Source organism: Janthinobacterium sp. SUN100 (assembly GCF_030397705.1).
Taxonomy (GTDB): domain Bacteria; phylum Pseudomonadota; class Gammaproteobacteria; order Burkholderiales; family Burkholderiaceae_D; genus Janthinobacterium; species Janthinobacterium kumbetense.
This window is the reverse complement of the sequence record NZ_JAPUBU010000003.1, coordinates 373,524-399,444: the sequence shown is the minus strand read 5'-3', so window position 1 is coordinate 399,444 and position 25,921 is coordinate 373,524. Positions and strand designations below refer to the sequence as shown.

Here is a 25,921-nt window from a genome sequence, read left to right as displayed (position 1 = left end):
GATACCGAGCAACTGTACAGGTTCCGCTTGGCATTGCTGTCCCGCTGTACTGCGTGCGACCTTGGCTTGCCGGCGAAAGCCAGGACTACCGGCCGGCTAAGGTGCCATGTTGGTAACTTTTTACCGCTCTATGCCAGTCGCGCTATGCGCGCGTCAACAGGCGTGTTGGGTGGATCGGTTGCATGCCTGGCATGCGGCCAGCGGCAGTTTGCCAGCATTTCATGACAGGCGAACGACATGGGCCGTTTTCGTCGCTGATTTTGGCACGCTTTGCTTTATATTGCCATCCCGATTTGTTGACTAGCCGATCAGAAACGGCTACTTGTTGGTTTATGCCAGCAAGACGGGTGTCAGACAGCGGGAAAGCGTGCTTAACTTTCCCTTTTGTTTCTGCTTTGCAACGGATACTTTGCAAAACCCGGCTAGTTTATACCAAACATTGTTCGAGTCCGCGAATAAAAATGTCTTTTGGTAGATTCTTGCCAATAAACACCATTTTGCTGCCGCGCACTTCATTTTCGCCCCATTTGGCGCCCAGGTCGCTGCCCATCAGCTGGTGCACGCCCTGGAAGACCACCTTGCGCTCGGCGCCCTGCATCAGCAGCACGCCCTTGTAGCGCAGCATGCGTGGACCATACACTTGCACCAGGCCGCCGAGGAACTCGTCGAGCTTGGCGCTGTCGAACGGTTGCGTGCTCTTGAAAACAAAGGCGGCGATATCGTCGCTGTGCTGCGCATGGTGATGGTCGGCATGGCCGCAATCGGTGGCGCAGGCGTCGCTGTGTTCGTGTTTGTGCTCGTGGCCGTGCTCCTCCGCATGCGCATGGTCGTGGTCGTGGACGTGCGCCGTTTCGGTTGCCAGGAAATCCGGGTCCAGTTCCAGCTTTTCATTCAGGTTGAAGCCGCGGATGTCGAGCACCTCGGCCAGCGGCGCGCGGCCGAAATCGACCTTGGCGATGGGCGCGCGCGGGTTGATGCGTTTCAGGCGGCGCGTCAGGATGGCCACGTCGTCTTCACTGACGAGGTCGGTTTTCGACAGCAGCAGCTTGTCGGCAAAGCCCACTTGCCGCTGGGCTTCCTCGTACTCATCCAGTTGCTTCATGGCATGACGGGCATCGACTACCGTGATAATAGCGTCGAGCATGTAATGGCTGCCCACTTCTTCGTCGACAAAGAAGGTTTGCGCCACGGGGCCGGGATTGGCCAGGCCCGTCGTTTCGATGACGACGCGGTCGAACGCCAGCAAACCGGCGTCGCGCTTGCGCGCCAGTTCCGTGAGGCCCACGATCAGGTCGCCCCGCACGGTGCAGCAGATGCAGCCGTTGTTCATCTCGATGATGTGTTCGTTGCTATCCTGCACCAGGATCTCGTTATCGATGTTTTCCTGGCCAAATTCGTTTTCGATCACGGCGATGCGCATGCCGTGCTCTTCCTGCAGTATGCGGTTGAGCAAGGTGGTTTTGCCTGCGCCCAGGAAACCGGTGAGGATGGTGGTTGGAATCAGTGCCATGAGAGATGCCTTGTAATCGGTGGTGCCGCCGCGCAAGCGGAAGAATGCGGACGATTATGCCGGAATTTTGCAAAAGCTTGCAAATGCGCGCCCATCCGCTTGATATGGATCAGGCTGCCCCACCGGCGCCGCTGCCTACTTGAGCTTGGCGCGCGGGTGCGCCTGGTCGTACACGTGCGCCAGGTGCTGGAAGTCGAGGGCCGTGTAGACCTGGGTCGAGGTGATGCTGGAATGGCCCAGCATTTCCTGCACGGCGCGCAAGTCGCCCGACGATTGCAGCACGTGCGAAGCGAACGAGTGGCGCAGCACGTGCGGGTGCACGTTGGCGGGAATGTCCGTCGCCAGCGCGTGCGCCTTCAGGCGCAGCTGCAGCACGCGGGGCGAGATGCGCGTGCCGCGCGTGCTTAAAAACAAGGCAGCGCTGCAGTCGCTTGCCGGCGGGCGCACGCCCAGCCAGGCGGTCAGGGCCACGAGGGCCGCCTTGCCGACAGGCACCTTGCGCATCTTGTTGCCCTTGCCCGTGACGATGACTTCGAAGCTGGCCATGTCGAGCCAGCCCAGCGAGGCGGGCTGGCCGCCGTCGGCCTTGCAATAGTGGGTGTCCAAGCTGGTCAGTTCGGACACGCGCAAGCCGCTCGAGTACAGCAGTTCGAACATGGCGCGGTTGCACAGCTGTTCCGGTTCCCCGGCGCCTTGCTGGTGTTGCGCGGGCGCCACGAGGCGCACGGCATCGTCCACCGACAGGGCTTTCGGCAAGGTCTTGGCCCGCTTGGGGGCGCGGATGCCGTCGACGGGATTGGCGTCGAGCGGGGTTTCCCCGCTGAGCCAGTTGAAAAAGCCCCGCCACGACGACAGCTTGCGGGCAATCGAACGCGGGTCGAGGCCGCCGGCGTGCAGCTTGGCCGTGTAGCGGCGCACTTCATTGTGCGCCAGCGCCGTCCAGGGCGTACTGCCGCTCAGTTCCAGCAAGGCGCGCAAGTCGCGCCCGTAGGCGTCCAGCGTATGTGGCGACAGCTTGCGCTGCGTGGCCAGCTGCGCCAGATAGGCGTCGAGCCAGTCAGCCTTGCCGCGCGCCTCCTTCATGGCGTGTTCAGGCAGGCGTGCCGGCGCGCAGCGCGGCCAGGGCGGCGCTGGCCGTGGCGCCGATATGCACGAGGAAGTCCGTGCCCATGCTCGAGGTAAAGCGTTCGCTGTCGGGCGAACCGAGCACCAGCAAGCCGAAGGTGCCCGTGGTGTTCGGCGCGCGCAGGGCGATCATGACGGTCGATTCGATCTTGTCGGCCTGCAACCAATGCACGGCTTCGAAATCGCGGTTGCTGCCGCAGTACGGCGCTTGCAGGCTGTTGGCGAACATGCGCACGTCGGCCGTCACATCTTCCGTGAACCAGCCGTTGGCGTGTTCCGGCAACACTTGCCACAGGCGCAGGCTGACGCAGGGCACGTCGAAATTGCTTTGCAAGGCGTCGACCAGCACGCGCGGCATGTCCGCATCGTTGCGCACTTGCAGCATGGCCTGGTTCCAGCCGTGGAATTTGCTGGCGATGTCGCCATTTTCCTCGGCCAGGCGGCTCAGCTTGGACATGCGCAGTTCCAGCGCCTTGTACTTGTCGCGCATCACTTCCATCTGGCGCTCCTGCAGCGAGATGGTGCGTCCCGTCAGCGGGCTGCTCAGCTTGACCTCACCGAGCAGGGCGGTATGCTCTTCGAAGAAATTCGGGTGCTCGCTCAGGTACTGGGCGACGGTGCTGGAATCGAGTGTGGCGGTCATTGAGAATATCTGTCAGTGAAAGTTGAACACTTCATTCTAACCGAGAGTGCGGCGGCATAGGCGCAAAGGGGACGGCGTCGATGCATTTTCCGCGCGCGCATGAAAAAAGCGGCATGGTTGCCCATGCCGCCTTGCATTCTTAGCTCAGCAATCACCCGTGAAGGGTGACCGGCCGGCCATTAGAAGTTGTGGTGTAAGCCCAGGCCGATGTAGCTGACCGAGGTGGTGTTGTTGTAGTTGGTGAGGCTGGCCGATTTCTTGTTCGAAATATCTGCGTACAGGTAGGTACGCTTCGACAGATTGTAGTCGTAGCCCAGCGATGCTTGCTTGGTCTTGGCGACGCCATCCGGCGTTTTTTGACCGTAGCCAGCGCGGATCTTGCCTGGGCCGACGTCATAGTTGGCGCCCAGCACCCACGATTTGGTGTCGGTGTTGACGATTTTGAAATTGCCGTCATCCTGATGTTGGTACGTTGCCATCAGTTTCAATTCCGCGATCGGATTGAACGATGCGCCGACCGACCACAGCTTGGCTTGCAGGCCGTTACGCTCGTAGGCAGCCATGGCGGCGAACTGGGCATTGTTGTACGTTGCCGACACCGAGTACGGATTCGATTCTGGCACCACATTGGCTGGCAGGGCGAAGTTGCCGGTGGCATTCGTCGTCAGGTTGCGCACGGTGGCGGTAACGGCGGCGTTGTTGTTCGCTTCCTTGGCAGCCACGGTGGCGTTGAACTGGAAGCCGCTGATGACTGGCGAGTTATAGAACACGGCGTTGGAGAAGCGGTTCTGCGAGTTACCCGGTGCGCTCAGCGGATCGCTGGTGTAGCCGGCGACGGTCAGGTCGGTCTGGAAACCGGCTTTCGTCGGCATGCCCGACCATGGTTCGAATGCGGTGCTCGTTTCCTGGAAGGCGGTCAGGCCACGGCCCAGGCGTACGGTACCGAAGTCGCCTTGCAGGCCGACGCGGCTTTGACCCTGGAACAGCGGACGGGCGTTGTTTTCCAGCGTGCCCGTGTCGGATTCATAGCGAATTTCCAGTTGGAAAATAGCTTTCAAGCCATTGCCCAGATCTTCCGTGCCCTTGAAGCCCAGTTTGTTGTTGTCGCGCTTGGTAACGGCGGTGGTCGAACCCGTCGTTTTGCCCAGACCTGCATCGATCGTGCCGTAGATTTGGACGGACGACTGCGCTTGTGCTGTGGCGGCAAAGGCGCCGAAGAGTGCGAGGGCAACGAGTGATTTTTTCATGTCTTATTCCCTATTAAAAGTGAGTTCCGTCCGAGATCCGAGCAGATTGAAATGCGCTAACTGTCGCGTTTCGATGAATGAACCTTAATTCGTCGGCGCGCAAGACGTGCGGGATTGGTCAAATGTGCGTGAAAAGATTGGTGAAAAGCGGCATAACTGCATGCCCCTGTTGTATTTTTGTAACGCGCGGTTTTTGCCGAGCCCGCGCCGAGGGGCAGCGTTCTCCCACCGCCACGCTAGCGATGCCTTGCCATATTGGCATGTCCGCGCCAGGTCATTGTTGCGTTGAATCAAGTTCTTGAGGCCGCTTTGGCGGATTTATGACACAAGGACGGTACACTAAGGGACGGCCTGCGTTGATGGGCCTGGAGACGGCTCACTATTATTAGAATCATTGACTCAATATCGAGAATCGATGGCAAATCGCGAAACATTAGGATTGATCAAGGGCGCACGTGCGGGCGATGTCGCTTGCCAGTTGGCGTTGGGACGGGTGTATCTGTTTGGACAGGGTGTGCCGCAAAGCTTGCCCACGGCCTTGCACTGGCTGGCGCGGGCGGCCCAGGAAGATAGCGAGGAGGCGTGCTTGCTGATTGGCACGCATGTGCCGTTCGAAGTGGCGCAGCCGGCAGCCAAGGCGCTGATTCCGTATTACGCGCAGGCGTTCGATGCGGGCCTGGTGCAGGCGGGCCTGGTGCTGGCGCAACTGGTGCTGGGCAATGCCGGCAGCCACTGCGAAGCCTTGCGCGCCAAGGCGCGCGTGGCGCTGGACGCGGCCGTGCGGGCCGGCTTGCCCGATGCGCAATGGTTGTTGTCCATGCAAGAAGGATCGCTTGCCGCTGCCGGGGCGGACACCAGCCTTGCTGGCGAGCAAGTCCTCGATGGCGACGCGCCGCTGTACTCGTGGCTGGAGCAGGCCTGGAGCCAAGGCAACCATGCGGGCTTCCTGTCGCAAGGCTTGCCGCTGGCGCGTGAGCTGCTGCAGCGCCAGGCGGCCGCCGGGGCGCGCACCATCGCCCTCGACGCGCAGCAGGTGCTGTTGTTGTCGCGTTGCGCCCAGGCCCTGGCGCCTGGCGGCGATGCCGAGGGCTGGCAGTGTTGCGAGCTGGCCGCGCATGGCGGCGACCGCACGGCGCAGCTGGAGCTGGGACTCGGCTATGCGCGCATGGATGCGCATGGCCAGCGGCTGGCCACGCGCAACGGCGCGGCCAATTTCAAGCGGGCCGTGCGCTGGCTGACGCAGGCTGGCGAGCAGGGACTGGCCGAAGCCTGGTTCGTGCTGTCGCGCATCTATACGAAACCGGAATTCTCCCAGCGCAATGTGGTCGAAGCCCATTCCTGCCTGGAGCGTGCCGCCGACCTGGGGCATGGCCCGGCCCAGCTTGAGTGCGGCATGCATGCCTGGCGTAATCGCCGCGACGGCGTCAACAACGATGTGCGGGCCGCGTACTGGCTGCTGCAGGCGCAGGCGCAAGGCAGCCGTGAGGCGGAGGCGGCGCTGGCGAAGATCGCGCCGCAAGGCGAACCCGGCGACTGGGGCCAGTGCGCCGCCATGCATGCCGATGGGCATTTGCGGCAATTGGGCCAGAGCCACCCCCTGCTGGCGATGCGGCTGGCCCTGGCGCGCTGCTTTCATCTGTCGCGTGCCGAGGCATTGCTGCTCGATATACACGCGGCCGACCAGGGGCATTGTTTGTTGATCGATATCAGCGCCACGCATGGACGCGGCAAGCGGCGCCTGGCATTGATCCGCACGGCGCAGGAGCGCCAGTTGCTGGACCAGGCGGTGCGCCTGTTCGAGCGCGTCGATTGCGGCGTGGCGGGGCCGGAAGGCAATTACCGGCAGCGCCTGTACCGCCTGAAGTGCTACCTGGCGGAACTTGATGTTGCGCAGGAACAGCAGTTCCTGGCGGCCTGACTTTTCATTCGCTTACAGTTCGATCGTGCCTTCGAACACGGTCACGGCTGGGCCTGTCATCAGGACGGGATGGCCGGGGCCTTGCCAGGCGATCGACAGTTCGCCGCCGCGCGCGCTGATGCGTACGGGGGAATCGAGCAAGCCGCGCAAGATGCCGGCCACGGCGGCGGCGCAGGCGCCCGTGCCGCACGCCAGGGTTTCGCCCGCGCCCCGTTCAAACACGCGCAGTTTCACGTGCTGACGGTCGACGATCTGCATGTAGCCGGCGTTGACCCTGCGGGGAAAGCGCGGGTGGTGCTCGATGCGCGGGCCCGTCGCGTCCAGGTCTTGCGCATCGACATCGTCGACCACTTGCACGGCGTGCGGATTGCCCATCGAGACGACGGACACCAGCACGGGCGACGTTTGGCCCGGCAGCGCCAGGTCCAGCGGCCACACGGTGTCCTTGCCTTGCGCTATGCCGTCCAGGCCGCTGGCATCGAACGGCACCAGCTTTGGCTCCAGCACGGGCGCGCCCATGTCGACCGTGATGCTGCCGTCGATCTCCAGGCGCGGCGCGATGATGCCGGCCATGGTTTCCACGCGGATGCTGGTCTTGTCGGACAAGCCTTTTTCGCTGACGAACTTGACGAAGGCGCGTGCGCCGTTGCCGCATTGCTCGACTTCGCCGCCATCGTTGTTATAGATGCGGTAGCGGAAGTCGCAGCCGGGCAGGCGCGGCTTTTCCACCACGAGGATCTGGTCGGCGCCGATGCCGAAACGGCGGTCGGCCAGGCGCTGCCATTGGGCCGGCGTGAAGTCGATCTCTTGATGGATGGCGTCGATGACGATGAAGTCATTGCCGGCGCCATGCATTTTGGTAAATTGGAGTTTCATGGTCTGCCGTATCACTTGTGCTGGTTATAGAACGACGCTTCGCCTTCCGGACGCGTCTTGAAGCGCTTATGCGTCCAGAAATACTCGGCCGGCGCTTCGCGCACGCGCTCTTCGATGAATTCGTTCATGCGGCGCGTGGCGGCCGTGATGTCGTCGCCCGGATAATCATCCCACGCCGGGTAATACGTCACTTGCCAGCCCTGGTAATTGGGCAGGAAGGTGGCGATGACGGGAATGACCTGCGCCTTGGCGGCCAGCGCCAGGCGCGCCGTGGCCGTCAGGGTGGCGGCGGGCACGCCGAAGAAGGGTACGAATTCCGCATCCTTTTCGCCGAAATCCATGTCCGGCAGCATGAAATACGGCAAGCCGTCACGCAGTGCGCGCAGGATCGTCTTGATGCCGTCCTGGCGTGTAAACAGCTTGGGCGGCTTGAAGCGCGAACGGCCGTTGCGCAAGGCCTGGTCGAAGGCGGCGTTCTTTTGCTGCACATACATTGACGAGGCGGAAATTTCCATGGCCGTGGCGGCGCCGGCCACGTCGAGGCAGACAAAGTGCGGGCACAGCAGGATGGTCGGCTTGGCCGCGATCTGCTGGCCGGGGAAGGCGGGCACCTTTTTGATCAGGCGGTTCAGGCGCGCTTCCGACGACCACCACAGGATGCTGCGTTCCCACACGCTGCGCGAATACGCCTGGAAATGCTGGCGCGCCAGCGCCACGCGCTGGGCTTCCGTCAATTCCGGCATGCACAGGCGCAGATTCGTCAGGGCAATCTTGCGCCGCGTGGGCATGGCGATGAACAGCAGACTGCCGACGGCCACGCCGAAGCGGCCCAGGATGGGCAAGGGCAGCCAGTGCAGCAGCCACATGAAGGCGATCAGCAGTCTCATGCCTGCTCCCCGGCGGCATCCGGCGCGGCGGGCGTGGGCGGCGGCGCGCCGCGCGGCACTTTATAGCGATTGTAGCTCCACAGGTATTGCGCCGGGCTGCGCGCGATCAATTGTTCCATGGCCGCATTGATGGTGCGCGCCTGTTCCGCCGAGGTGCTGTCGAGGGACTCGGTGAAAGGCACGAAATGCACGACATAGCCGCGCCCGCCCGGCAGGCGTTCCGCGTAGGTGATGATGACTTCGGCGCCGCCCATCTGTGCCAGCTTGGCGGGCAGGGTCATGGTGTAGGCGGGGCGGCCGAAGAAATCGGCCCACACGCCTTCGCCTTCCTGCGGCACCTGGTCTGGCAGCAGGCCGATGGGCTGGCCTTTTTTCAGGCATTTGGCGAAGATGCGCACGCCCGACATATTGGCCGGCGCCAGCATCAGGTTTTCGCGCGCGCGCGCGCCTTCGATCAGCGGCTTCAATGCGGCGCGCTTGGGCGGGCGGTACATCACGGTGAGCGGCGTGCGCAGCGCGATTTGCTGGGCGACGATTTCAAAGCAGCCCAGGTGCGGCGTCAGGAAGACGATGCCGCGGCCATGCTGCAGCGCTTTTTCCACCAGTTCCCAGTTTTCCACCGTCGCATGGCGCGCCACGCGTTCGGCTGGCGCGCACCAGATGAAGGGCAGTTCCAGCACGCTCTTGCCCGCTTCGGCCACGGCCGTGTGCAAGTGTTGCGAAAACCCCGCACCTTGCATGTTCTCGCGCATGCGGCGGCGGTAGGACGGGGAAATGGCATAAATTACCCAGCCGAGCGCAGCGCCCAGGCCATGCAGGACGGGCAGGGGAAAGATCGATAAGAAGCGGAAAATTGGGACTAACATGTATAAGCGGTTTCCAGGAATGGCGTGTTGCCGTGCCAAAATTTTTTAAGAAGCGTAAAATACCACGTATGCAGTAACCGCTGAGTTAATAGACAACTTGCGATGCGGAATATAAATCTCGCTAAAGCGTCGCAGGCAAAATCCTCTTTACTGCGACAGAACATTCACATAGTAAACAGGAGCTTGCAATGTCAAACGACTATCTCTTCACTTCCGAATCCGTTTCGGAAGGCCATCCCGACAAGGTTGCCGATCAAATTTCCGACGCCATCCTTGACGCCATCCTGACCCAGGATCCAGCCGCCCGCGTGGCTGCCGAAACCCTGTGCAACACCGGTCTGGTGGTGCTGGCTGGCGAGATTACCACGCACGCCAATGTGGATTATATTCAAGTTGCGCGCGAAACCATCAAACGCATCGGCTACGACAACACGGAATACGGCATCGACTACAAGGGTTGCGCCGTGCTGGTGGCCTACGACAAGCAATCGCCGGACATCGCGCAAGGCGTCGATGAAGGTGCGGGCATTGACCTGGATCAAGGCGCTGGCGATCAGGGCTTGATGTTCGGTTACGCCTGCGATGAAACGGCCGAGCTGATGCCTGCCGCCATCCACTATGCGCACCGCCTGGTCGAGCGCCAGTCGCAGCTGCGCAAGGATGGCCGTTTGCCATGGCTGCGTCCGGACGCGAAATCGCAAGTCACCCTGCGCTACGTCGATGGCCGCCCGGTCGGCGTGCACACGGTCGTGCTGTCGACCCAGCATGCGCCGGAAATCTCGCACAAGCAGATCGAAGAAGCCGTCATCGAAGAAATCATCAAGCCGATCTTGCCGCGCGAATGGCTGACGGAGACCAAATTCCTCGTCAACCCGACGGGCCGTTTCGTCATCGGCGGTCCGCAAGGCGATTGCGGTTTGACCGGCCGCAAGATCATCGTCGACACCTACGGCGGCGCAGCCCCGCACGGCGGCGGCGCGTTCTCGGGCAAGGACCCGTCGAAAGTCGACCGTTCGGCAGCCTACGCGGCCCGCTACGTGGCGAAAAACATCGTCGCGGCCGGCCTGGCGCGCCAATGCCAGGTGCAGGTCAGCTACGCCATCGGCGTGGCCAAGCCGATCAACATCACCGTCTACACGGAAGGCACGGGCGTGATTCCCGACGCGGAAATCGCCAAGCTGGTGCTGGCGCACTTTGATCTGCGTCCAAAAGGCATCGTGCAAATGCTGGACCTGCTGCGCCCGATCTACCAGAAGAGCGCCGCCTACGGCCATTTCGGCCGCGAAGAGCCGGAATTCACGTGGGAACGCACGGACAAGGTCGCCCTGCTGCGCGACGCTGCCGGCCTGAAGTAATCTAGTCGGATTTGCAAGAAAAGCGCCCCGGCCTGCTGGCCGCGGGCGCTTTTTTTATGTGTTGTTACGTGGCAATGCCGTGCAAACAGGCTGGCGCGGCGGCCTTGACAATGATAAAATCCCGTGTCCGAGGAGCGTTGCGACGAAGAAATTCGCCAGGCTCGGAATATCCTGCAACTGCGCTCACGTACCTTTTTCAACAACTGAAAGGAGGGCGTGATGAACGCCGTACTCAAATCGCAACACGACTACACCATCGCCGATATCACCTTGGCCGCATGGGGCGACAAAGAAATCAAGATTGCTGAAACGGAAATGCCTGGCCTGATGGCCATCCGCGAAGAATTCGCGGCAGCGCAGCCTCTGAAAGGCGCGCGCATCACCGGTTCCATCCACATGACCATCCAGACCGCCGTGCTGATCCAGACCCTGGAAGCACTGGGCGCGCAAGTGCGTTGGGCATCGTGCAACATTTACTCCACGCAAGATCACGCCGCCGCCGCCATCGCCGCCGCCGGCACGCCTGTGTTCGCCGTCAAGGGCGAGTCGCTGGACGATTACTGGGAATACACGCACCGCATCTTCGAATGGCCGAACGTGGACGGCAAGGCCGTCTACTCGAACATGATCCTCGACGATGGCGGCGACGCCACCCTGCTGCTGCACCTGGGCGTGCGCGCGGAAACGGACCTGTCGGTGCTGGCCAATCCCGGCTCGGAAGAAGAAATCTGCCTGTTCAACTCGATCAAGAAGCACTTGCTGGCCGACCCGACCTGGTACTCGAAGCGTCTGCCGGAAATCCTGGGCGTGACGGAAGAAACCACCACCGGCGTGCACCGTTTGTATCAAATGCACAAGGAAGGCAAGCTGGCTTTCCCTGCGATCAACGTGAACGATTCCGTCACGAAATCGAAATTCGACAACCTGTATGGCTGCCGCGAATCGCTGGTCGACGGCATCAAGCGCGCCACCGACGTGATGATCGCCGGCAAAGTGGCCGTCATCGCCGGTTACGGTGATGTGGGTAAAGGTTCGGCCCAAGCCATGCGCGCCCTGTCGGCGCAAGTATGGGTGACGGAAGTCGATCCGATCTGCGCACTGCAGGCGGCGATGGAAGGCTACCGCGTCGTGACCATGGATTACGCTTGCGAACACGGCGACATTTTCGTCACCTGCACCGGCAACTACCATATCCTCACGCACGATCACCTGACGCGCATGAAAGACCAGGCCATCGTCTGCAACATTGGTCACTTTGACAATGAAATCGACGTTGCTTCGTTGAAACAATACGAGTGGGAAAACATCAAGCCGCAAGTCGACCACATCATCTTCCCGTCGGGCCGCCGCATCATCCTGCTGGCCGAAGGCCGCCTGGTCAACCTCGGTTGCGGCACGGGCCACCCGTCGTACGTGATGAGCTCGTCGTTCGCGAACCAGACGATCGCCCAGATCGAGCTGTACGCGAACACGGCCAACTACCCGGTCGGCGTGTACACCTTGCCGAAACACCTCGATGAAAAAGTCGCTCGTTTGCAACTCAAAAAGTTGAATGCGCAGCTGACGGAACTGACGCAAGAGCAAGCCGACTACATCGGCGTGCGCACGGAAGGCCCATACAAGCCCGACCACTACCGCTACTAATCGGTTGCTTGCCTCGGGAACCTACTGCGCGGCGCGGGGCGCGGCCGGCGATGCTCGCTGTACCTTCGTACAGCTGCGCTTCTCGGCCACGCCGCGCATCCGCTCGCTACGGTTCGCGAGGCAACAAGGCTCACTTGTGTAATTTAAAAGTCCGGCCGTCGCCGGTCGATTATCACTTTTGACAGGCTAGAGAAATGCGCTTGCTACTGATTTGGTTTATCAATGCGGCGGCCCTGTTTGCCGTCCCTTACCTGATGCACTCGGTGACGATGAGCAGCGGCTGGACCGCGCTGCTGGCCGCTGCCGTGCTGGGGCTGGTCAATGCGCTGATCCGTCCCTTGCTGATCCTGCTGACCCTGCCCGTGACGTTCTTGTCGCTGGGCCTGTTCATTTTGATCATCAACGGCTTCATGTTCTGGCTGGTGGCGCAGATGATCGCTGGTTTCCATGTCGCCAGTTTCTGGTCTGCCGTGGGCGGTGCCATTCTGTACAGCATCATTTCCTGGGCCTTGTCGACATTACTTTTGAGCAACGACGATGGAAAAGCATAACTTCAGTATTGAGTTTTTCCCGCCGAAAACCCCGGAAGGGGCGGAAAAGCTGCGCGCCACGCGTGTCAAGTTGTCTGAATTGCATCCGAAGTATTTCTCGGTGACCTTTGGCGCCGGCGGCACGACGCAGCAGGGTACCTTGGACACCGTGCGCGAGATCCTGGCGGCCGGCGAGCAGGCCGCGCCCCATCTGTCTTGCGTGGGCGGTTCGCGCGAATCGATCCGCGCCGTGCTGGCCGACTTCAAGGCGGCTGGCGTGAACCGCATCGTGGCCTTGCGCGGCGACTTGCCGAGCGGCTATGGTGCCTCGGGCGAGTTCCGCTACGCCAACGAGCTGGTGGAATTCATCCGCGCCGAGACGGGCGACCATTTCCATATCGAAGTGGCTGCCTATCCGGAAGTGCACCCGCAAGCCCGTTCGCCGCAGGACGACTTGAACGCGTTCGCGCGCAAGGTGCAGGCCGGCGCCGATGCCGCCATCACCCAGTACTTCTACAATGCCGACGCGTATTTCCAGTTTGTCGAGCAGACGCAGAAGATGGGCATCAACGTGCCCATCGTGGCCGGCATCATGCCGATCACGAATTACACGCAATTGATGCGCTTTTCGGACATGTGCGGCGCGGAAATTCCACGCTGGGTGCGTCTGAAACTGGCCAGCTTTGGCGACGACAGCGCGTCCATCAAGGCTTTTGGCCTGGACGTGGTGACGGGCTTGTGCGAACGCCTGCTGGAAGGCGGCGCGCCAGGCTTGCATTTCTACAGCATGAATCAGGCGGCGCCCACGACCGCACTGTGGCAGCGCCTGGTCAAGTAATCCCCATCTGATCCGTCAGAGCAGATCGCCCTCGGTCACGATGTGATCGAGGGCGATGTCGTATTCGCCGTTGGGAAAGCTTGCCGCCAGGCAGGCATAGGCGATGCCCACGGTGCGCGGACGGGGCAGTTGCGCCAGGGTGCGGTCGTAATACCCGCCGCCATAGCCGAGGCGGAAACGTTGCTCATTGAATCCCAGGCAAGGCACCAGCAGGGTGGCGGGCGCCGGGCGCAGGCGCAATTCGGCGGGCACGGCCACGCCCATGCCATCCTTGACCATCGCTTCTCCGGGCCGCCAGTCACTGAATGCCAGCGGCGCATGCTTTTCCAGCACCACCGGCAAGCTTAAGTGCACGCCGCGCGCGGCCAGCTGCGCATACGCGCCGTGCAAGTCCGGCTCGCCATGCAGGGGCCAGTACACGCCCAGTTCCTCGACGTTTTCCTGCGCGCACCAGTCCAGCAGGCGCTGCGCGATGGCCGCATCCCACTGCGCGCGCGTGGCGTCGGGCAGGGCGCGCCGGGCCGCCAGCAAGGCTTTGCGCAAGCCGGCTTTTTCCTGTGGCGCAATGGGTGGCCGTGCAGCCGGATCGCATGTTATTCTAGGGTCGCTATTCATATCACCATCAAGTTAAGATTGAGAGTCGTACATTGATTTCCCCACTGAAATGGATTGCCGGCACGATGCTGTGTGTTGCATCGGCCTTGTCTCCCCTGGCCGCCCTGGCCCAGGTGTCCGCCACCGTAACGCCCGCCGCTCCCGACACGCGCAGCGAGGACGATGCCTTCCTGCTGCTGCGCGACGCCGCGCGCAAGGATGACGTCGAAAAAGCCGACTTTTATGCGGGGCGCCTGACGAATTACCAGATTCCCTCGTATGTCGACTATTATCGGCTGAAACCGCGCATCAAACAGTTGACCGAGGCACAATTTCGCGATTACCTGAACCGCTACAAGGGCAGCGCCATCGCCGACCGGTTCCGCAACGACTGGCTGCTGGAATTGGGCCGCAAGCGCGACTGGGTCGTGTTTGATGAACAATACCCGCAATTCGCCCTCGACGACGATACCCAGCTCAAGTGCTACGCGCTGATGTCGCGCGCCGCCAAGGGGCAGAACGTGGCGTCCGAGGCGCGCAACCTGCTCGTCTCGCCGCCCGGCTATGGCGAAGCGTGCGGCAGCCTGATCGCGGCATTGGCGCAAAATGGCCAGTTCGACACGAACGACCTGTGGGCGCAGATCCGCCTGGCGGGCCAGACCAACGCTACCGGCCCGGCCCGCCGCATCGCGCTGCTGCTGGGCGCGTCCGATGCGAAGATGGCGCAAGCCATCGACTTGCCGGCGCTGGTGCTGGCCAAGGGCGCGGGCGCCAGCCGTGCCGACCACGAGATGTACCTGGTGGCCGTTGGCCGCATGGCGAAAAGCACCTTGAAACTGGGCGTCGTGGCCCTGCAAAAGGCGAGCGCGCAATTGACGCCGCAGGAACAGGCCATCGGCTGGGCCAGCCTGGCCCTGCAAGCGTCGTATGCGCTGGCGCCGGAAGCGTTCGAATATTGGCAAAAAACCAATGGCGCACCTCTGACCCAGGAGCAGATGCAATGGAAGGCGCGTATCGCCTTGCGTGAAGGCAACTGGCCACTGGTGAAGGCCGCCATCCAGGCCATGCCGGCCTCGCTGCGCACGGATCCCACCTGGGTGTACTGGCTGGCGCGCGCGCAGCAGGCGGAAACGCCGGGCCGCCCGAATGCGCAGGCGGACGCCCTGTACCGCACGATTGCCGACCAGTCGAATTTCTATGGTTTGCTGGCCAATGAAGAACTGGGCAACCATCTGGTCTTGCCGCCGCCGGGCCAGCCCGTCAGTCCGACGGAAATTGCCGCCATGGCCGCCAATCCGGGCTTGCAGCGCGCCTTGAAATTTTTCAATATGCGTCTGCGCTTCGAAGGCACGCGCGAGTGGAACTGGGAATTGCGTTCGATGACGGACCGCCAGCATCTGGCGGCCGCGGAATTTGCGCGCCAGAACAATGTGCTCGACCGCATGGTCAACACCTCGGACCGCACGCGCCTGGAAGTGGACTATACGCAGCGCTACCCGACGCCGCACGACGACGTCATGCATCCGGCCACGCAAACCCTGGGCCTGGACAAGGCCTGGGTGTATGGCTTGATCCGCCAGGAATCGCGCTTCATCATGGATGCGCAGTCGCACGTGGGCGCGTCCGGTTTGATGCAGGTCATGCCGTCGACGGCCCGTTATGTCGCCAAGAAGATCGGCCTCACCGATTTCGTCACGGAAACCTTGAGCGATGTGCGCACCAACGTCTTGCTGGGCACGAATTACCTGAACATGGTGCTTGGCGGTCTTGACGGTTCGCAAGTGCTGGCCAGCGCCGCCTACAACGCGGGACCGGGGCGCCTGCGCATCTGGCGCGCGACCATGACGCGTCCGCTGGAAGGCGCCGTCTTTGCCGAGATCATTCCGTACACGGAAACGCGCGGTTACGTGAAAAACGTGATGGCCAACGCCACCTATTACGCTGCCCTGTTCGAGAAGAGCCCGCAGTCGCTGAAGGCGCGCCTGGGCACCGTGGGACCGAAAAACAGCGCCGTTTCCGCCGATTTGCCATCATCCAACTAAAGTCCGCCGACCATGCAAACGACCATCCTTGATCCCAGCCTGACGCAAACCCTGGCCGCCGCGCGCGAGCCGGGCCTGACCCTTATCATCGGCAACAAGAATTACTCATCGTGGTCGATGCGCCCATGGGTGGCCATGACGGCCTTCGGCATCCCGTTCCAGGAAGTGCGCGTGCTGCTCGACCAGAGCGACACGGCCACCAAAATCGCCGAGTATTCGGCCTGCGGCCGGGTCCCCGTGCTGCTGGCGGGCGAGATCACGATCTGGGACAGCCTGGCCATCTGCGAATACCTGGCCGAGCAGTTTCCCGATAAATACATGTGGCCGCAAGACGTGGCCGCGCGCGCCATGGCGCGTTGTATCTGCGCGGAAATGCATTCCGGCTTTACCGGCTTGCGCACCGATATGTCGATGAATATCAAGGCAAAATTGCCGGGACGTGGCCGCACGGCCGCCGCGCAGGCCGACATTGGCCGCATCAGCGAAATCTGGGAAGAGTGCTTGTCGCGCTTTGGCCACCACCAGTTCCTGTTTGGCGATTTTTCCATCGCCGACGCGTATTTCGCCCCCGTCGTCATGCGTTTCCGCACGTATGGCGTGAGCCTGGCGCCGGCCCTGAACGCGTATTGCGAGCGCGTGCAGGCGCACCCGGCCGTGGCCCGCTGGATCACGGAAGCGCTGGCGGAAACGGAAGTCGCTGCCAAGCACGACGCGGAATTACCTGAATAAGAAAAGAGTGTTATGAAGATTTACACGGTCGGTGGCGCGGTGCGCGACCAACTGCTGGGCTTGCCCGTGAAAGACCACGACCACGTCGTCGTGGGCGCCACGCCGGAAGACATGCTGCGCCAGGGCTTCCGGCCCGTCGGCAAGGATTTTCCCGTGTTTTTGCACCCGAAGACGCAGGAAGAATACGCCCTGGCCCGCACGGAACGCAAGACGGCGCCCGGCTACCGGGGCTTTGTCTTCCACACGGCGCCCGACGTCACGCTGGAAGACGACCTGGTGCGCCGCGATCTGACCATCAACGCCATCGCCCGGGCCGAGGACGGGACGTTGACCGACCCGTTCGGCGGCATAGCGGACATTCGCAACAAAATCTTCCGCCACGTCTCCGACGCCTTTGGCGAAGACCCCGTGCGCATCTTGCGCCTGGCCCGCTTTGCCGCCCGCTTTCATACTTTTACTGTCGCGCCCGCCACCCTGGAGCTGATGCGCCGGATGGTGCAGGACGGCGAAGTCGACGCCCTCGTGGCCGAGCGCGTGTGGCAGGAAGTGGCCAAGGGGCTGATGGAAAGCCATCCTTCGCGCATGCTGACGGTGCTGCACGAATGCGGCGCCCTGGCGCGCATCATGGGCGAAATCACGCTGAGCGAGCGCTTGCTGCAGGTCGTCGACCATGCCGCCGCGCAAGGTCATGACTTGCCCGTGCGTTTCGCCGCCCTGATGCTGCATATGAGCAAAGATGCCATCGAGCAACTGAGCGAGCGCTTGCGCGTGCCCAATGAGTGTCGCGAGCTGGCCGTCATGGCGGCGCGCGAGCGGGACCATATCAATGGCGCGCTGGCGCTGAGCGCCGAAGCCGTGGTGAGCTTGTGCGAACGCTGCGACGGCTTGCGCAAGCCGCAGCGCTTTGCGCAACTGCTGCAAGCCGTGGCTTGCGACGGGCTGGTCACTGGCGATTTCCCTCAGGCGGCGCGGCTGCAGGGCGGATTGGACGCGGCGCGCGCCGTGAATGCGGGCGCGCTGGCGCAAGGCTGTGCGGAGCCGAAAAGCATCCCCGAAGTCATCCACGCGGCGCGGGTGGCGGCCGTGCAAGCGTTCCTGGCCCAGGCTTGAGTGGCGGGAATAGGCTACAATGGCGCCACAATGTTGCACTGCACAATGCCGGCCTGACGCGCCGCAGCACCGCCCCCAGGAGTCGACGTGACCTTACCCAAGCTGTTTCAAAACCCGTTTCGCCGCTGGCTCAGCCGTAGCGGTGGCGGGCGTCCGACCGTGCTCGTCAAGCAATTGCATGAGCGCGACCGGCGCCGCATGATGAAGCATTTCCTGTCGCTCGAGAAAAGCGACCGCCTGCTGCGCTTCGGCAGCGCCTTGCCCGATGAACTCGTGGCCCAGTACGTGCAAAAGATGGATTTTTCGCGCGACATGATCTACGGCGTCTACAACAGCCTGTTCAAGCTGGTGGGCGTGGGGCACCTGGCGTTTGCGCCGAAGGACCAGTCGCCGGCGAAAAGCGTGGTGACGGACAAGGAACAGGTGGCGGAGTTTGGCGTATCCGTGTCGAAATCCATGCGCGGCATGGGCGTCGGGTCGAAATTGTTCGAACGGGCGGCGATTCACTGCCGTAACAACGATGTCGATACCCTGTATATGCACTGTTTGTCGTCGAACAAGACGATGATGCATATCGCCAAGAAAGCGGGCATGGAAATCCAGCGCGACTATGGCGAAGCCGATGCATATCTGAAACTGTTGCCGCCGAACCCGACCAGCATGCTGCAGGAAGCCGTGCAGGAACAGTTTGCCATGTTCGACTACACGTTCAAGGCCAATGCGCGCGCCGCGTTCAAACTGTGGGATCGCTTGCCGGGGCGCAAGAAGAAGCCCGGACCGCCGTCACCGCCGTCACAGTAAGGGCAGGGCCGTCGTATCCTTGATGCGCTGCAGGGCAAAGCTCGATTTCACGTCCAGCACGGCCGGATGGCGCAGCAGGGTCGCCATCATGAAGCGCGAAAAGTGCTCCATGTCTTCCACGTGCACGCGTAGTAAATAATCCATTTCGCCCGTCATCGCATAGCAGGCCACCACTTCCGGCCATTGCGCCACGGCCACGGCAAAGTCGGCGCGCGGCGAGGTATTCGTCACCAGATTCGGCGCCAGCACGCGCGCCGTGCTGTGGGCCGTGGCGTCGCTGTGCTTTTCCAGCCGCACGTTGACGTAGGCGAGCAAGCCCAGGCCGATCTTTTCCGGGTCCAGCAGGGCCACGTACTGGCGGATCACGCCCGCTTCTTCCAGCCGTTTGACGCGGCGCAAGCATGGCGACGGCGACAGGCTGACCTGCTCGGCCACGTCCTGGTTCGACAGGCGGCCATCGGCCTGCAGGACGGCGAGGATCTTGCGATCCGTTTTATCCAGCGTAATTTTGCTCATGCTTCCTCCGGTGGTTCGACTTTCACGCAATATTATTGCGCAAATCATGATTGTTCGGGAGATCTTTGGCATTTAATGCCCACAGACCGCGCCTATACTGTGCGCTACTTCTTGGAGGAGACATCATGCAATTTCAGCCTTGGGATAACCCGATGGGTACCGATGGTTTCGAGTTCGTCGAGTATGCAGCACCAGACCCAAAAGCATTGGGCAAGCTGTTCGAGAACATGGGCTTCACGGCCATCGCGCGCCACCGCCACAAGGATGTGACCCTGTACCGCCAGGGCGACATCAATTTCATCATCAATGCCGAACAAGATTCGTTCGCGCAGCGTTTTGCCCGCCATCACGGCCCGTCCGTGTGCGCCATCGCCATCCGCGTCGACGACGCGGCCTTCGTGTACCGCCGCGCGCTGGAGCTGGGCGCCTGGGGTTTCGACAATAAGACAGGTCCGATGGAGCTGAATATCCCCGCCATCAAGGGCGTGGGCGATTCCCTGCTGTACTTCGTCGACCGCTGGCGCGGCAAGGGCGCCGACAAGCCGGATGCGGCCGCGCCGGGTGGCATCGGCGACATCAGCATCTATGACGTCGATTTCGTCGCCATTCCCGGCGCCGTCGCCAACCCCGTCGGCCATGGCCTGACGTATATCGACCACTTGACGCACAATGTGCACCGTGGCCGCATGAAGGAATGGGCGACGTTCTATGAAAGCCTGTTCAACTTCCGCGAAGTGCGCTATTTCGACATCGAAGGCAAGTTGACGGGCCTCAAGTCGAAGGCCATGACTTCGCCGTGCGGCAAGATCCGCATTCCGATCAATGAATCGTCGGACGACAAGTCGCAGATCGCCGAATACCTGGACCAGTACCATGGCGAAGGCATCCAGCATATCGCGCTGGGTACGGACAATATCTACGCGTCCGTGCAAGGCATGCGCGATACGGGTATCGATTTCCAGGATACGATTGAAACTTACTATGAGCTGGTCAACCGCCGCCTGCCGAACCATGGCGAGCAGCTGGAAGAACTGCGCCGCCTGCGCATCCTGATCGATGGCCACAGCACGGAAAACGAACGCGAACTGTTGCTGCAAATCTTCACGCAGACGGTGATCGGCCCGATCTTCTTCGAGATCATCCAGCGCAAGGGCGACCAGGGCTTCGGCGAAGGCAATTTCCGCGCCCTGTTCGAATCGATCGAGCTGGATCAGATCAAGCGCGGCGTGCTGAAAGATACGAACGCGGCGTAATGTTGCTTTGTAACAAATAGTAGTAAAAAAGGCAGCAGCACCGGAGTGCAGCGCAGCAAAGAACTGCGCGCATTCCTGTGGTAGTCTACGACAAACAAGTCATTTTTCCGCACCGGCATTGTCCACAAGGCACAGCCGGTACGTGTGAGTTCAACCGACTTTGCACGCGTAGCACAGAGAATAATGGAGACAAGTAATGAATGCACCAATCAAGGGCTCGAGTCTTGAGCCGGGCGCGCACGCGTCCGAAATTTCCCTGAACGACAAATACACGCTGGAGCGTGGCCGCGCCTTCATGACGGGCACGCAAGCGCTGATCCGCCTGCCCATGCTGCAGCGCGAGCGCGATTTGAAGGCTGGCCTGAATACGGCCGGCTACATCACCGGTTACCGCGGTTCGCCTGTGACGTCCGTCGACATGACGGCGATCAAGGCCAAGAAATACCTCGATGAACACCACGTCAAATTCCATCCGGGCCTGAACGAAGACCTGGCCGCCACGGCCGTCTGGGGCACGCAGCAAACGAATCTGTTCGAAGACGCGAAATACGACGGCGTGTTCGGCATGTGGTATGGCAAGGGCCCTGGCGTCGACCGCTGCGGCGACGTCTTTAAACACGCGAATAACGCCGGCTCCGCCAAGCATGGCGGCGTGCTGGTGCTGGCCGGTGACGACCATGCGGCGAAATCCTCGTCCACGGCGCACCAGTCCGACCATATCCTGAACGCCTGCGGCATCCCCGTGCTGTACCCGTCGTCGGTGCAGGAATACATCGACTACGGCTTGCACGCGTGGGCCATGAGCCGCTATACGGGGCTATGGGTGTCGATGAAATGCGTGACCGACATCATCGAGTCGGGCGCCGCCGTCGATTTCGACCCGGACCGCGTGCAGATCACCCTGCCGACCGACTTCGAAATGCCGGCCGGTGGCTTGAACATCCGCTGGCCCGACACGGTGCTGGAACAAGAAGTACGCATGAATAGCTACAAATGGTATGCGGCGCTGGCGTATGCGCGTGCCAACAAGCTCAATAAGATCATCTGGGACAGCCCGAAGGCGCGCATCGGCATCATCACGGCCGGCAAATCCTACCTGGACACGCGCCAGGCGCTGGCCGACCTGGGCATCGACGAACAGACGGCGTCCGACATCGGCATCCGCCTGTACAAGATCGGCATGACCTGGCCGCTGGAAGCGGACGGCGTGCATGAATTTGCCAAGGGCCTCGACGAAATCCTCGTGGTGGAAGAAAAGCGGCAAATCCTCGAATACGCGTTGAAGGAAGAGCTGTACAACCTGAAGGACGGCGAGCGTCCGCGCGTGGTCGGCAAGTTCGACGACACGGGCGAATGGAGCAACCAGAAGGGGACGGGGCACGGCGACTGGCTGCTGCCGGCCACCTATGAACTGAATCCGGCCATGATCGCCCGCGCCATTGCCAGCCGCATTTCGCGCTACTACGCCGGCCACCCGGTCGAGCAGCGCGTGAAGGAGCGCATCGCCTACCTGGAAGCGAAGGAAAACGTCCTCAAGGCCATCAGCGTGAAACCGGATCCGCAAAAGGACCGCACGCCGTTCTTCTGCTCCGGCTGCCCGCACAACAGTTCGACCAAGGTGCCGGAAGGCTCACGCGCGCTGGCCGGCATTGGCTGCCACTACATGGTGCTGTGGATGGACCGCGAAACGTCGACCTTCACCCACATGGGCGCCGAAGGCGTCACCTGGGTGGGGCAGGCGCCGTTCACGAATGAAAAGCACGTATTTACCAACCTCGGCGACGGCACGTATTTCCACTCGGGCATCCTGGCCATCCGCGCGGCCGTCTCGGCCAAGGTGAACATCACTTATAAAATTCTGTTCAACGATGCGGTGGCCATGACGGGCGGCCAGGAATTCGACGGCCCCCTGTCGCCGGCCATCATTTCGCGCCAGATCGCCGCCGAAGGCGTGGGCCCCATCATCGTCGTCACGGATGAACCGGAAAAATACCCGGACGATTACGCCTGGGCGGAAGGCGTCACCGTGCGCCACCGTTCGGAATTGATGGACGTGCAGCGCGAACTGCGCGACATGCCCGGCGTATCGGCCATGATCTACGACCAGACCTGCGCCTCGGAAAAACGCCGCCGCCGGAAACGCAATGAATACCCGGATCCGGCCAAGCGCGCCGTCATCAACGAAGCCGTCTGCGAAGGCTGCGGCGACTGTTCCGTGCAATCGAACTGCCTGTCGGTGGAACCGCTGGAAACGGAACTGGGGCGCAAGCGCCAGATTAACCAGTCGTCCTGCAACAAGGATTTCTCGTGCACGACGGGTTTCTGCCCCAGCTTCGTGACGGTGGAAGGCGGCGGCTTGAAAAAGCCGAAGAAGGCGGCTGCCGCCGACAAGGACGCGCCAGCGGCGCCGGCCTTGCCGACGCCCGTCATTCCGTCGACGGCCGAGCCGTTCGGCATCCTGGTCACCGGCATCGGCGGCACGGGCGTCGTTACCGTCGGCCAGATCCTGGCCATGGCGGCCCACGTGGAAGGCAAGGGCTGTTCCGTGCTGGACATGAGCGGCCTGGCGCAAAAAGGCGGCCCCGTGATGTCGCACGTGCGCCTGGCAGACCGCCAGGAAGATATCCACTCGACGCGCGTGGGTACCGGTGCGGCCGACCTGGTCATCGGCTGCGACTTGATCGTCACGGCCAGCCGCGACGCTCTGTCGCGCATGGGAGAGGGCCGCAGCTGGGCCATGATCAACTCGACCAGCTCGTCGACGGCGGCCTTCGTGAAAAACCCGGACTGGCAATTCCCCGGCGCCTCGGCGCGCATGGAAATCGAAAAGGCCTGCGGCAGCGACCACGTGGACTTCATCGACGCGGGCCAGATCGCCACGGCGCTGATGGGCGACTCCATCGCGACGAACATGTTCATGCTCGGCTACGCCTGGCAAAAGGGCAAAGTGCCGCTGTCGGAAGCTGCCATCATGAAGGCCATCGACTTGAACAACGTCTCGGTGGCGTTCAACAAGGCCGCCTTCAACTGGGGCCGCGCGGGCGCCCACGATGCGGCCAGCCTGGTGCGCATGACGACGCCAGCCAAGGTGGTGGAATTCAAGCGCATCGAAACGCTCGACGACCTGATCGAAAAGCGCGTGGCCCTGCTGACGGCTTACCAGGACCGCGCGTATGCGCAGCAGTACCTGGACTTCGTCGGCCAGGTGCGCGCCGCCGAAAGCGCCCTGAATGGCCCGCACCTGCGCCTGACGGAAGCCGTGGCCCGCTACTTCTACAAGCTGATGGCCTACAAGGACGAGTACGAAGTGGCGCGCCTGTACACGGACGGCGCCTTCCAGGCGAAGATCGCCGCCATGTTCGAAGGCGACATCAAGCTCAAGTTCCACCTGGCGCCGCCGATCATGGCGAAAACGGATGCCCATGGCCATTTGATCAAGAAGGAATATGGCCCGTGGATGCTGAAGGCGTTCGGCGTGCTGGCCAAGTTCAAGGGCTTGCGCGGCACGGCCTTCGATGTGTTCGGCCATACGGCCGAGCGCAAGATGGAGCGCGCGCTGATTCTTGAGTACCGCGCGACGGTGGGCGGCTTGCTGCCGAAACTGACGACGGCCAAGCTGGCGCAAGCCGTGGCGATTGCCAGCATTCCGGAAGATATCCGCGGCTATGGCCACGTGAAGGAGCGTCATTTGAAGGCGGCGAAAGAGAAGGAAGCCAGTTTGCTGATCGCCTTCAACGCCCCGACGCCGCTGCCGCCCGTCGTGGCGGCACCCGTGGCGGCCACTGTGGCGTGATGGGGTGAATTTCACGTTGTAGCAATGGCGCCTGCGGGCGCCATTTTTTTGTATCAAAGAAAACAACGCCTGTTTGTAAAACGTCTTATAATTTTTCGATAATTTCTTTTCGGAAAGTTCGTCATGTCTTCCCTGCGCTTTTCCGCCCTGGCGGTTCCTCTCGTATTGTTGTTGAGTGCCTGCGGCGGAGGTGGCGGCGGCAGCGACAGCGCGCCCGTCGTGCCGCCCGTGACGCCGGCGGGTCCGGCGGCGCTGGTCGCTTCGTCCACGGTCGAGAACCGCTGCGCTGCGCCGCGCGGCGGCAGCAGCATCGACAAGCCGGGCACCTTGCTCGATGAACTGACGTGGGTGCGCAGCTGGATCGATGAAACGTATCTGTGGTACCGCGAAGTGCCGACGACCTACCAGGCGCAGAGCTTCGCCACGCCCGTCGCGTACTTCGATGTGCTGAAAACAAGGGCCACGACGGCATCCGGCAAGCCGAAGGACCAGTTCCATTTCACGTACACGACGGCCGAATGGGAAGCTTCGCTCAATGGCGTGGAACTGGGTTACGGCATGCTGCTGGCGCTGACGCGTACCACGCCGCCGCGCAAGGCGGTGATCTCGATCGTCGAGCCAGGCTCGCCGGCGGCACTGGCGGGCTTGCGGCGCGGTGACGTGCTGCAAACCGTCGATGGCGTCGATTTCGTCAATGTTCCCGACGCGGCCAGCGTGGCTATCCTCAACGCCGGCCTGTTCCCCAAGGCGCAAGGCGCGCACACGCTGGGATTCAGCCGTAACGGCGCGCCCCTGTCGGTGAGCCTGACGGCGGTGGACGTGAGCACCAGCGCCGTGCAGAACGAGCGCATCATCGATACGCCCACGGGCAAGGTGGGCTATCTGACCTTCAATACGCATAACAACGTGGCCGAACGCCAGTTGGTCGAGACCATGGGCCGCTTCCAGGCGGCCGGCATCAGCGACCTGGTGCTCGATGTGCGCTACAACGGCGGCGGTTACCTCGATGTCGCCAGCGAACTCGCTTACATGATCGCCGGTCCGCAAGTCACCACCGGCAAGACCTTCGAGCAGGTGCTCTTCAATGACAAGACGCGGCCGGAAGCGCCCGTGCCATTCCATGCGCAAAGCCAGGGCTTTCCCGCGCAGAATCCCCTGGCCAAGGGCACGCCGCTGCCCTCGCTGGGGCTCAAGCGGGTGACCTTATTGACAACGGGCAACACCTGCTCGGCCAGCGAAGCGATCATCAACGGCTTGCGCGGCGTGGACGTGCAAGTCAACCTGATCGGCGGCACGACATGTGGCAAGCCCTACGGTTTCTATCCCGCGCCGAATTGCGGCACCACGTATTTCGCCGTGCAATTCCAGGGTGTCAACGCCAAGGGCTTTGGCGACTTTGCCGATGGCATGGCGCCGACCTGCGACGTGGCGGACGATTACCAGCATGCGCTGGGCGACGCGGCGGAAGGCATGCTGGCGGCGGCGTTGCGCTACCGCAGCAGCGGCAGCTGCACGCCGGCCATGGGGGCCACCAGGCTGCTGAGTTCGATGGAGAGTCCGGCCGACACGGCCGCGCGCCTGTTGCGGCCGTCCTACAAGGAAATTGCCATCAGGCGCCGTTAACGCGCATGTTCCTGCCATGAG

The 25,921-nt window shown here is 62.3% G+C and carries 21 protein-coding genes and 1 riboswitch; of the genes, 12 read left to right on the top strand and 9 right to left on the bottom strand.

What is annotated here, in order from left to right:
* Positions 1-427 precede the first annotated feature (427 nt).
* The 4 genes from O0881_RS18265 to O0881_RS18250 all read right to left on the bottom strand — a co-directional run bounded on the left by O0881_RS18265 (position 428) and on the right by O0881_RS18250 (position 4,525).
* Positions 428-1,510, bottom strand: a complete 1,083-nt coding sequence (locus O0881_RS18265; protein WP_289912444.1) for a GTP-binding protein — start codon at positions 1,508-1,510, stop codon at positions 428-430.
* Between the two features lie 135 nt (positions 1,511-1,645).
* Positions 1,646-2,593 (bottom strand): tyrosine recombinase XerC, encoded by a 948-nt coding sequence (locus tag O0881_RS18260; RefSeq protein ID WP_289912443.1) that lies wholly within the window; start codon positions 2,591-2,593, stop codon positions 1,646-1,648.
* Positions 2,594-2,600: 7 nt separating this feature from the next.
* The gene (locus O0881_RS18255) at positions 2,601-3,278 is read right to left on the bottom strand and encodes a DUF484 family protein (RefSeq protein WP_099665791.1); all 678 of its coding nucleotides are present in this window, start codon (positions 3,276-3,278) and stop codon (positions 2,601-2,603) included.
* A 179-nt stretch (positions 3,279-3,457) separates the two neighbouring features.
* Complete coding sequence (locus O0881_RS18250; RefSeq protein WP_289905849.1) at positions 3,458-4,525, bottom strand: porin; 1,068 nt, start codon at positions 4,523-4,525, stop codon at positions 3,458-3,460.
* A gap of 415 nt (positions 4,526-4,940) precedes the next feature.
* On the opposite strand from O0881_RS18250, the gene O0881_RS18245 reads away from it, so the two are divergent.
* The gene (locus tag O0881_RS18245) at positions 4,941-6,443 is read left to right on the top strand and encodes a hypothetical protein (RefSeq protein ID WP_289912442.1); all 1,503 of its coding nucleotides are present in this window, start codon (positions 4,941-4,943) and stop codon (positions 6,441-6,443) included.
* A 12-nt stretch (positions 6,444-6,455) separates the two neighbouring features.
* On the opposite strand, the gene dapF is transcribed toward O0881_RS18245, so the two are convergent.
* Genes dapF through O0881_RS18230 form a run of 3 tightly spaced genes read right to left on the bottom strand, consistent with a single transcriptional unit; the run spans position 6,456 to position 9,072 of the window.
* Positions 6,456-7,319 carry a diaminopimelate epimerase gene (gene dapF, locus O0881_RS18240; protein ID WP_289905847.1) on the bottom strand — a complete coding sequence of 288 codons (864 nt, stop codon included), beginning with the start codon at positions 7,317-7,319 and terminating at the stop codon, positions 6,456-6,458.
* Between the two features lie 11 nt (positions 7,320-7,330).
* Positions 7,331-8,206 (bottom strand): lipid A biosynthesis acyltransferase, encoded by an 876-nt coding sequence (locus tag O0881_RS18235; RefSeq protein WP_077398734.1) that lies wholly within the window; start codon positions 8,204-8,206, stop codon positions 7,331-7,333.
* Positions 8,203-9,072, bottom strand: a complete 870-nt coding sequence (locus O0881_RS18230) for a lysophospholipid acyltransferase family protein (RefSeq protein ID WP_077398736.1) — start codon at positions 9,070-9,072, stop codon at positions 8,203-8,205. Before O0881_RS18230 ends, O0881_RS18235 begins: the two co-directional genes overlap by 4 nt.
* 188 nt (positions 9,073-9,260) lie before the next feature.
* On the opposite strand from O0881_RS18230, the gene metK reads away from it, so the two are divergent.
* The 4 genes from metK to metF all read left to right on the top strand — a co-directional run bounded on the left by metK (position 9,261) and on the right by metF (position 13,439).
* Positions 9,261-10,427 (top strand): methionine adenosyltransferase, encoded by a 1,167-nt coding sequence (gene metK / locus O0881_RS18225; RefSeq protein ID WP_034783537.1) that lies wholly within the window; start codon positions 9,261-9,263, stop codon positions 10,425-10,427.
* A 123-nt stretch (positions 10,428-10,550) separates the two neighbouring features.
* A riboswitch (S-adenosyl-L-homocysteine riboswitch) is annotated at positions 10,551-10,619 on the top strand.
* 27 nt (positions 10,620-10,646) lie between these two features.
* Positions 10,647-12,071 (top strand): adenosylhomocysteinase, encoded by a 1,425-nt coding sequence (gene ahcY, locus O0881_RS18220; RefSeq protein ID WP_034783536.1) that lies wholly within the window; start codon positions 10,647-10,649, stop codon positions 12,069-12,071.
* 194 nt (positions 12,072-12,265) lie between these two features.
* Entirely contained in the window at positions 12,266-12,622 is a 357-nt protein-coding gene (locus O0881_RS18215) for a phage holin family protein (RefSeq protein ID WP_099665786.1), read from the top strand.
* Entirely contained in the window at positions 12,609-13,439 is an 831-nt protein-coding gene (metF, locus tag O0881_RS18210) for a methylenetetrahydrofolate reductase [NAD(P)H] (protein WP_034783533.1), read from the top strand. Before O0881_RS18215 ends, metF begins: the two co-directional genes overlap by 14 nt.
* A gap of 15 nt (positions 13,440-13,454) precedes the next feature.
* Here metF and O0881_RS18205 read toward each other — a convergent pair whose 3' ends face one another.
* The gene (locus O0881_RS18205) at positions 13,455-13,982 is read right to left on the bottom strand and encodes a 5-formyltetrahydrofolate cyclo-ligase (RefSeq protein WP_289912441.1); all 528 of its coding nucleotides are present in this window, start codon (positions 13,980-13,982) and stop codon (positions 13,455-13,457) included.
* Between the two features lie 137 nt (positions 13,983-14,119).
* Between O0881_RS18205 and O0881_RS18200 the strand changes: the two genes are divergently transcribed.
* The 4 genes from O0881_RS18200 to O0881_RS18185 all read left to right on the top strand — a co-directional run bounded on the left by O0881_RS18200 (position 14,120) and on the right by O0881_RS18185 (position 18,715).
* Complete coding sequence (locus O0881_RS18200; protein WP_289912440.1) at positions 14,120-16,075, top strand: lytic transglycosylase domain-containing protein; 1,956 nt, start codon at positions 14,120-14,122, stop codon at positions 16,073-16,075.
* 12 nt (positions 16,076-16,087) lie between these two features.
* A complete protein-coding gene (locus O0881_RS18195; protein WP_289912439.1) occupies positions 16,088-16,804 on the top strand; it encodes a glutathione S-transferase family protein in 717 nt (238 codons plus the stop codon).
* 12 nt (positions 16,805-16,816) lie between these two features.
* Positions 16,817-17,914, top strand: coding sequence for a multifunctional CCA addition/repair protein (locus O0881_RS18190; RefSeq protein ID WP_289912438.1), 1,098 nt, complete (start codon positions 16,817-16,819; stop codon positions 17,912-17,914).
* A gap of 87 nt (positions 17,915-18,001) precedes the next feature.
* On the top strand, positions 18,002-18,715 hold the full coding sequence (locus O0881_RS18185) for a GNAT family N-acetyltransferase (protein ID WP_099665781.1): 714 nt from the start codon (positions 18,002-18,004) through the stop codon (positions 18,713-18,715).
* Here O0881_RS18185 and O0881_RS18180 read toward each other — a convergent pair.
* A complete protein-coding gene (locus O0881_RS18180) occupies positions 18,707-19,231 on the bottom strand; it encodes an Lrp/AsnC family transcriptional regulator (RefSeq protein ID WP_034753092.1) in 525 nt (174 codons plus the stop codon). The two genes, O0881_RS18185 and O0881_RS18180, sit on opposite strands and share 9 nt — an antisense overlap.
* Before the next feature lie 125 nt (positions 19,232-19,356).
* Here O0881_RS18180 and hppD point away from each other — a divergent pair, with 125 nt between their 5' ends.
* The 3 genes from hppD (at position 19,357) to O0881_RS18165 (ending at position 25,900) form a co-directional block, all read left to right on the top strand.
* Positions 19,357-20,484: a 4-hydroxyphenylpyruvate dioxygenase gene (gene hppD / locus O0881_RS18175; protein ID WP_099665780.1), complete on the top strand. Its 1,128-nt coding sequence runs from the start codon at positions 19,357-19,359 to the stop codon at positions 20,482-20,484.
* 196 nt (positions 20,485-20,680) lie between these two features.
* Positions 20,681-24,277: an indolepyruvate ferredoxin oxidoreductase family protein gene (locus O0881_RS18170; protein ID WP_289912437.1), complete on the top strand. Its 3,597-nt coding sequence runs from the start codon at positions 20,681-20,683 to the stop codon at positions 24,275-24,277.
* 123 nt (positions 24,278-24,400) lie between these two features.
* Positions 24,401-25,900, top strand: a complete 1,500-nt coding sequence (locus O0881_RS18165; RefSeq protein ID WP_289912436.1) for a S41 family peptidase — start codon at positions 24,401-24,403, stop codon at positions 25,898-25,900.
* The last annotated feature ends 21 nt before the right edge of the window (positions 25,901-25,921 follow it).

Coding starts and splice junctions, on each gene's coding strand:
- O0881_RS18265 (WP_289912444.1), bottom strand. CDS start 1,510: ATGGCACTGATTCCAACCACCATCCTCACCGGTTTCCTGGGCGCAGGC.
- O0881_RS18260 (WP_289912443.1), bottom strand. CDS start 2,593: ATGAAGGAGGCGCGCGGCAAGGCTGACTGGCTCGACGCCTATCTGGCG.
- O0881_RS18255 (WP_099665791.1), bottom strand. CDS start 3,278: ATGACCGCCACACTCGATTCCAGCACCGTCGCCCAGTACCTGAGCGAG.
- O0881_RS18250 (WP_289905849.1), bottom strand. CDS start 4,525: ATGAAAAAATCACTCGTTGCCCTCGCACTCTTCGGCGCCTTTGCCGCC.
- O0881_RS18245 (WP_289912442.1), top strand. CDS start 4,941: ATGGCAAATCGCGAAACATTAGGATTGATCAAGGGCGCACGTGCGGGC.
- dapF (WP_289905847.1), bottom strand. CDS start 7,319: ATGAAACTCCAATTTACCAAAATGCATGGCGCCGGCAATGACTTCATC.
- O0881_RS18235 (WP_077398734.1), bottom strand. CDS start 8,206: ATGAGACTGCTGATCGCCTTCATGTGGCTGCTGCACTGGCTGCCCTTG.
- O0881_RS18230 (WP_077398736.1), bottom strand. CDS start 9,072: ATGTTAGTCCCAATTTTCCGCTTCTTATCGATCTTTCCCCTGCCCGTC.
- metK (WP_034783537.1), top strand. CDS start 9,261: ATGTCAAACGACTATCTCTTCACTTCCGAATCCGTTTCGGAAGGCCAT.
- ahcY (WP_034783536.1), top strand. CDS start 10,647: ATGAACGCCGTACTCAAATCGCAACACGACTACACCATCGCCGATATC.
- O0881_RS18215 (WP_099665786.1), top strand. CDS start 12,266: ATGCGCTTGCTACTGATTTGGTTTATCAATGCGGCGGCCCTGTTTGCC.
- metF (WP_034783533.1), top strand. CDS start 12,609: ATGGAAAAGCATAACTTCAGTATTGAGTTTTTCCCGCCGAAAACCCCG.
- O0881_RS18200 (WP_289912440.1), top strand. CDS start 14,120: ATGCTGTGTGTTGCATCGGCCTTGTCTCCCCTGGCCGCCCTGGCCCAG.
- O0881_RS18195 (WP_289912439.1), top strand. CDS start 16,088: ATGCAAACGACCATCCTTGATCCCAGCCTGACGCAAACCCTGGCCGCC.
- O0881_RS18190 (WP_289912438.1), top strand. CDS start 16,817: ATGAAGATTTACACGGTCGGTGGCGCGGTGCGCGACCAACTGCTGGGC.
- O0881_RS18180 (WP_034753092.1), bottom strand. CDS start 19,231: ATGAGCAAAATTACGCTGGATAAAACGGATCGCAAGATCCTCGCCGTC.
- hppD (WP_099665780.1), top strand. CDS start 19,357: ATGCAATTTCAGCCTTGGGATAACCCGATGGGTACCGATGGTTTCGAG.
- O0881_RS18170 (WP_289912437.1), top strand. CDS start 20,681: ATGAATGCACCAATCAAGGGCTCGAGTCTTGAGCCGGGCGCGCACGCG.
- O0881_RS18165 (WP_289912436.1), top strand. CDS start 24,401: ATGTCTTCCCTGCGCTTTTCCGCCCTGGCGGTTCCTCTCGTATTGTTG.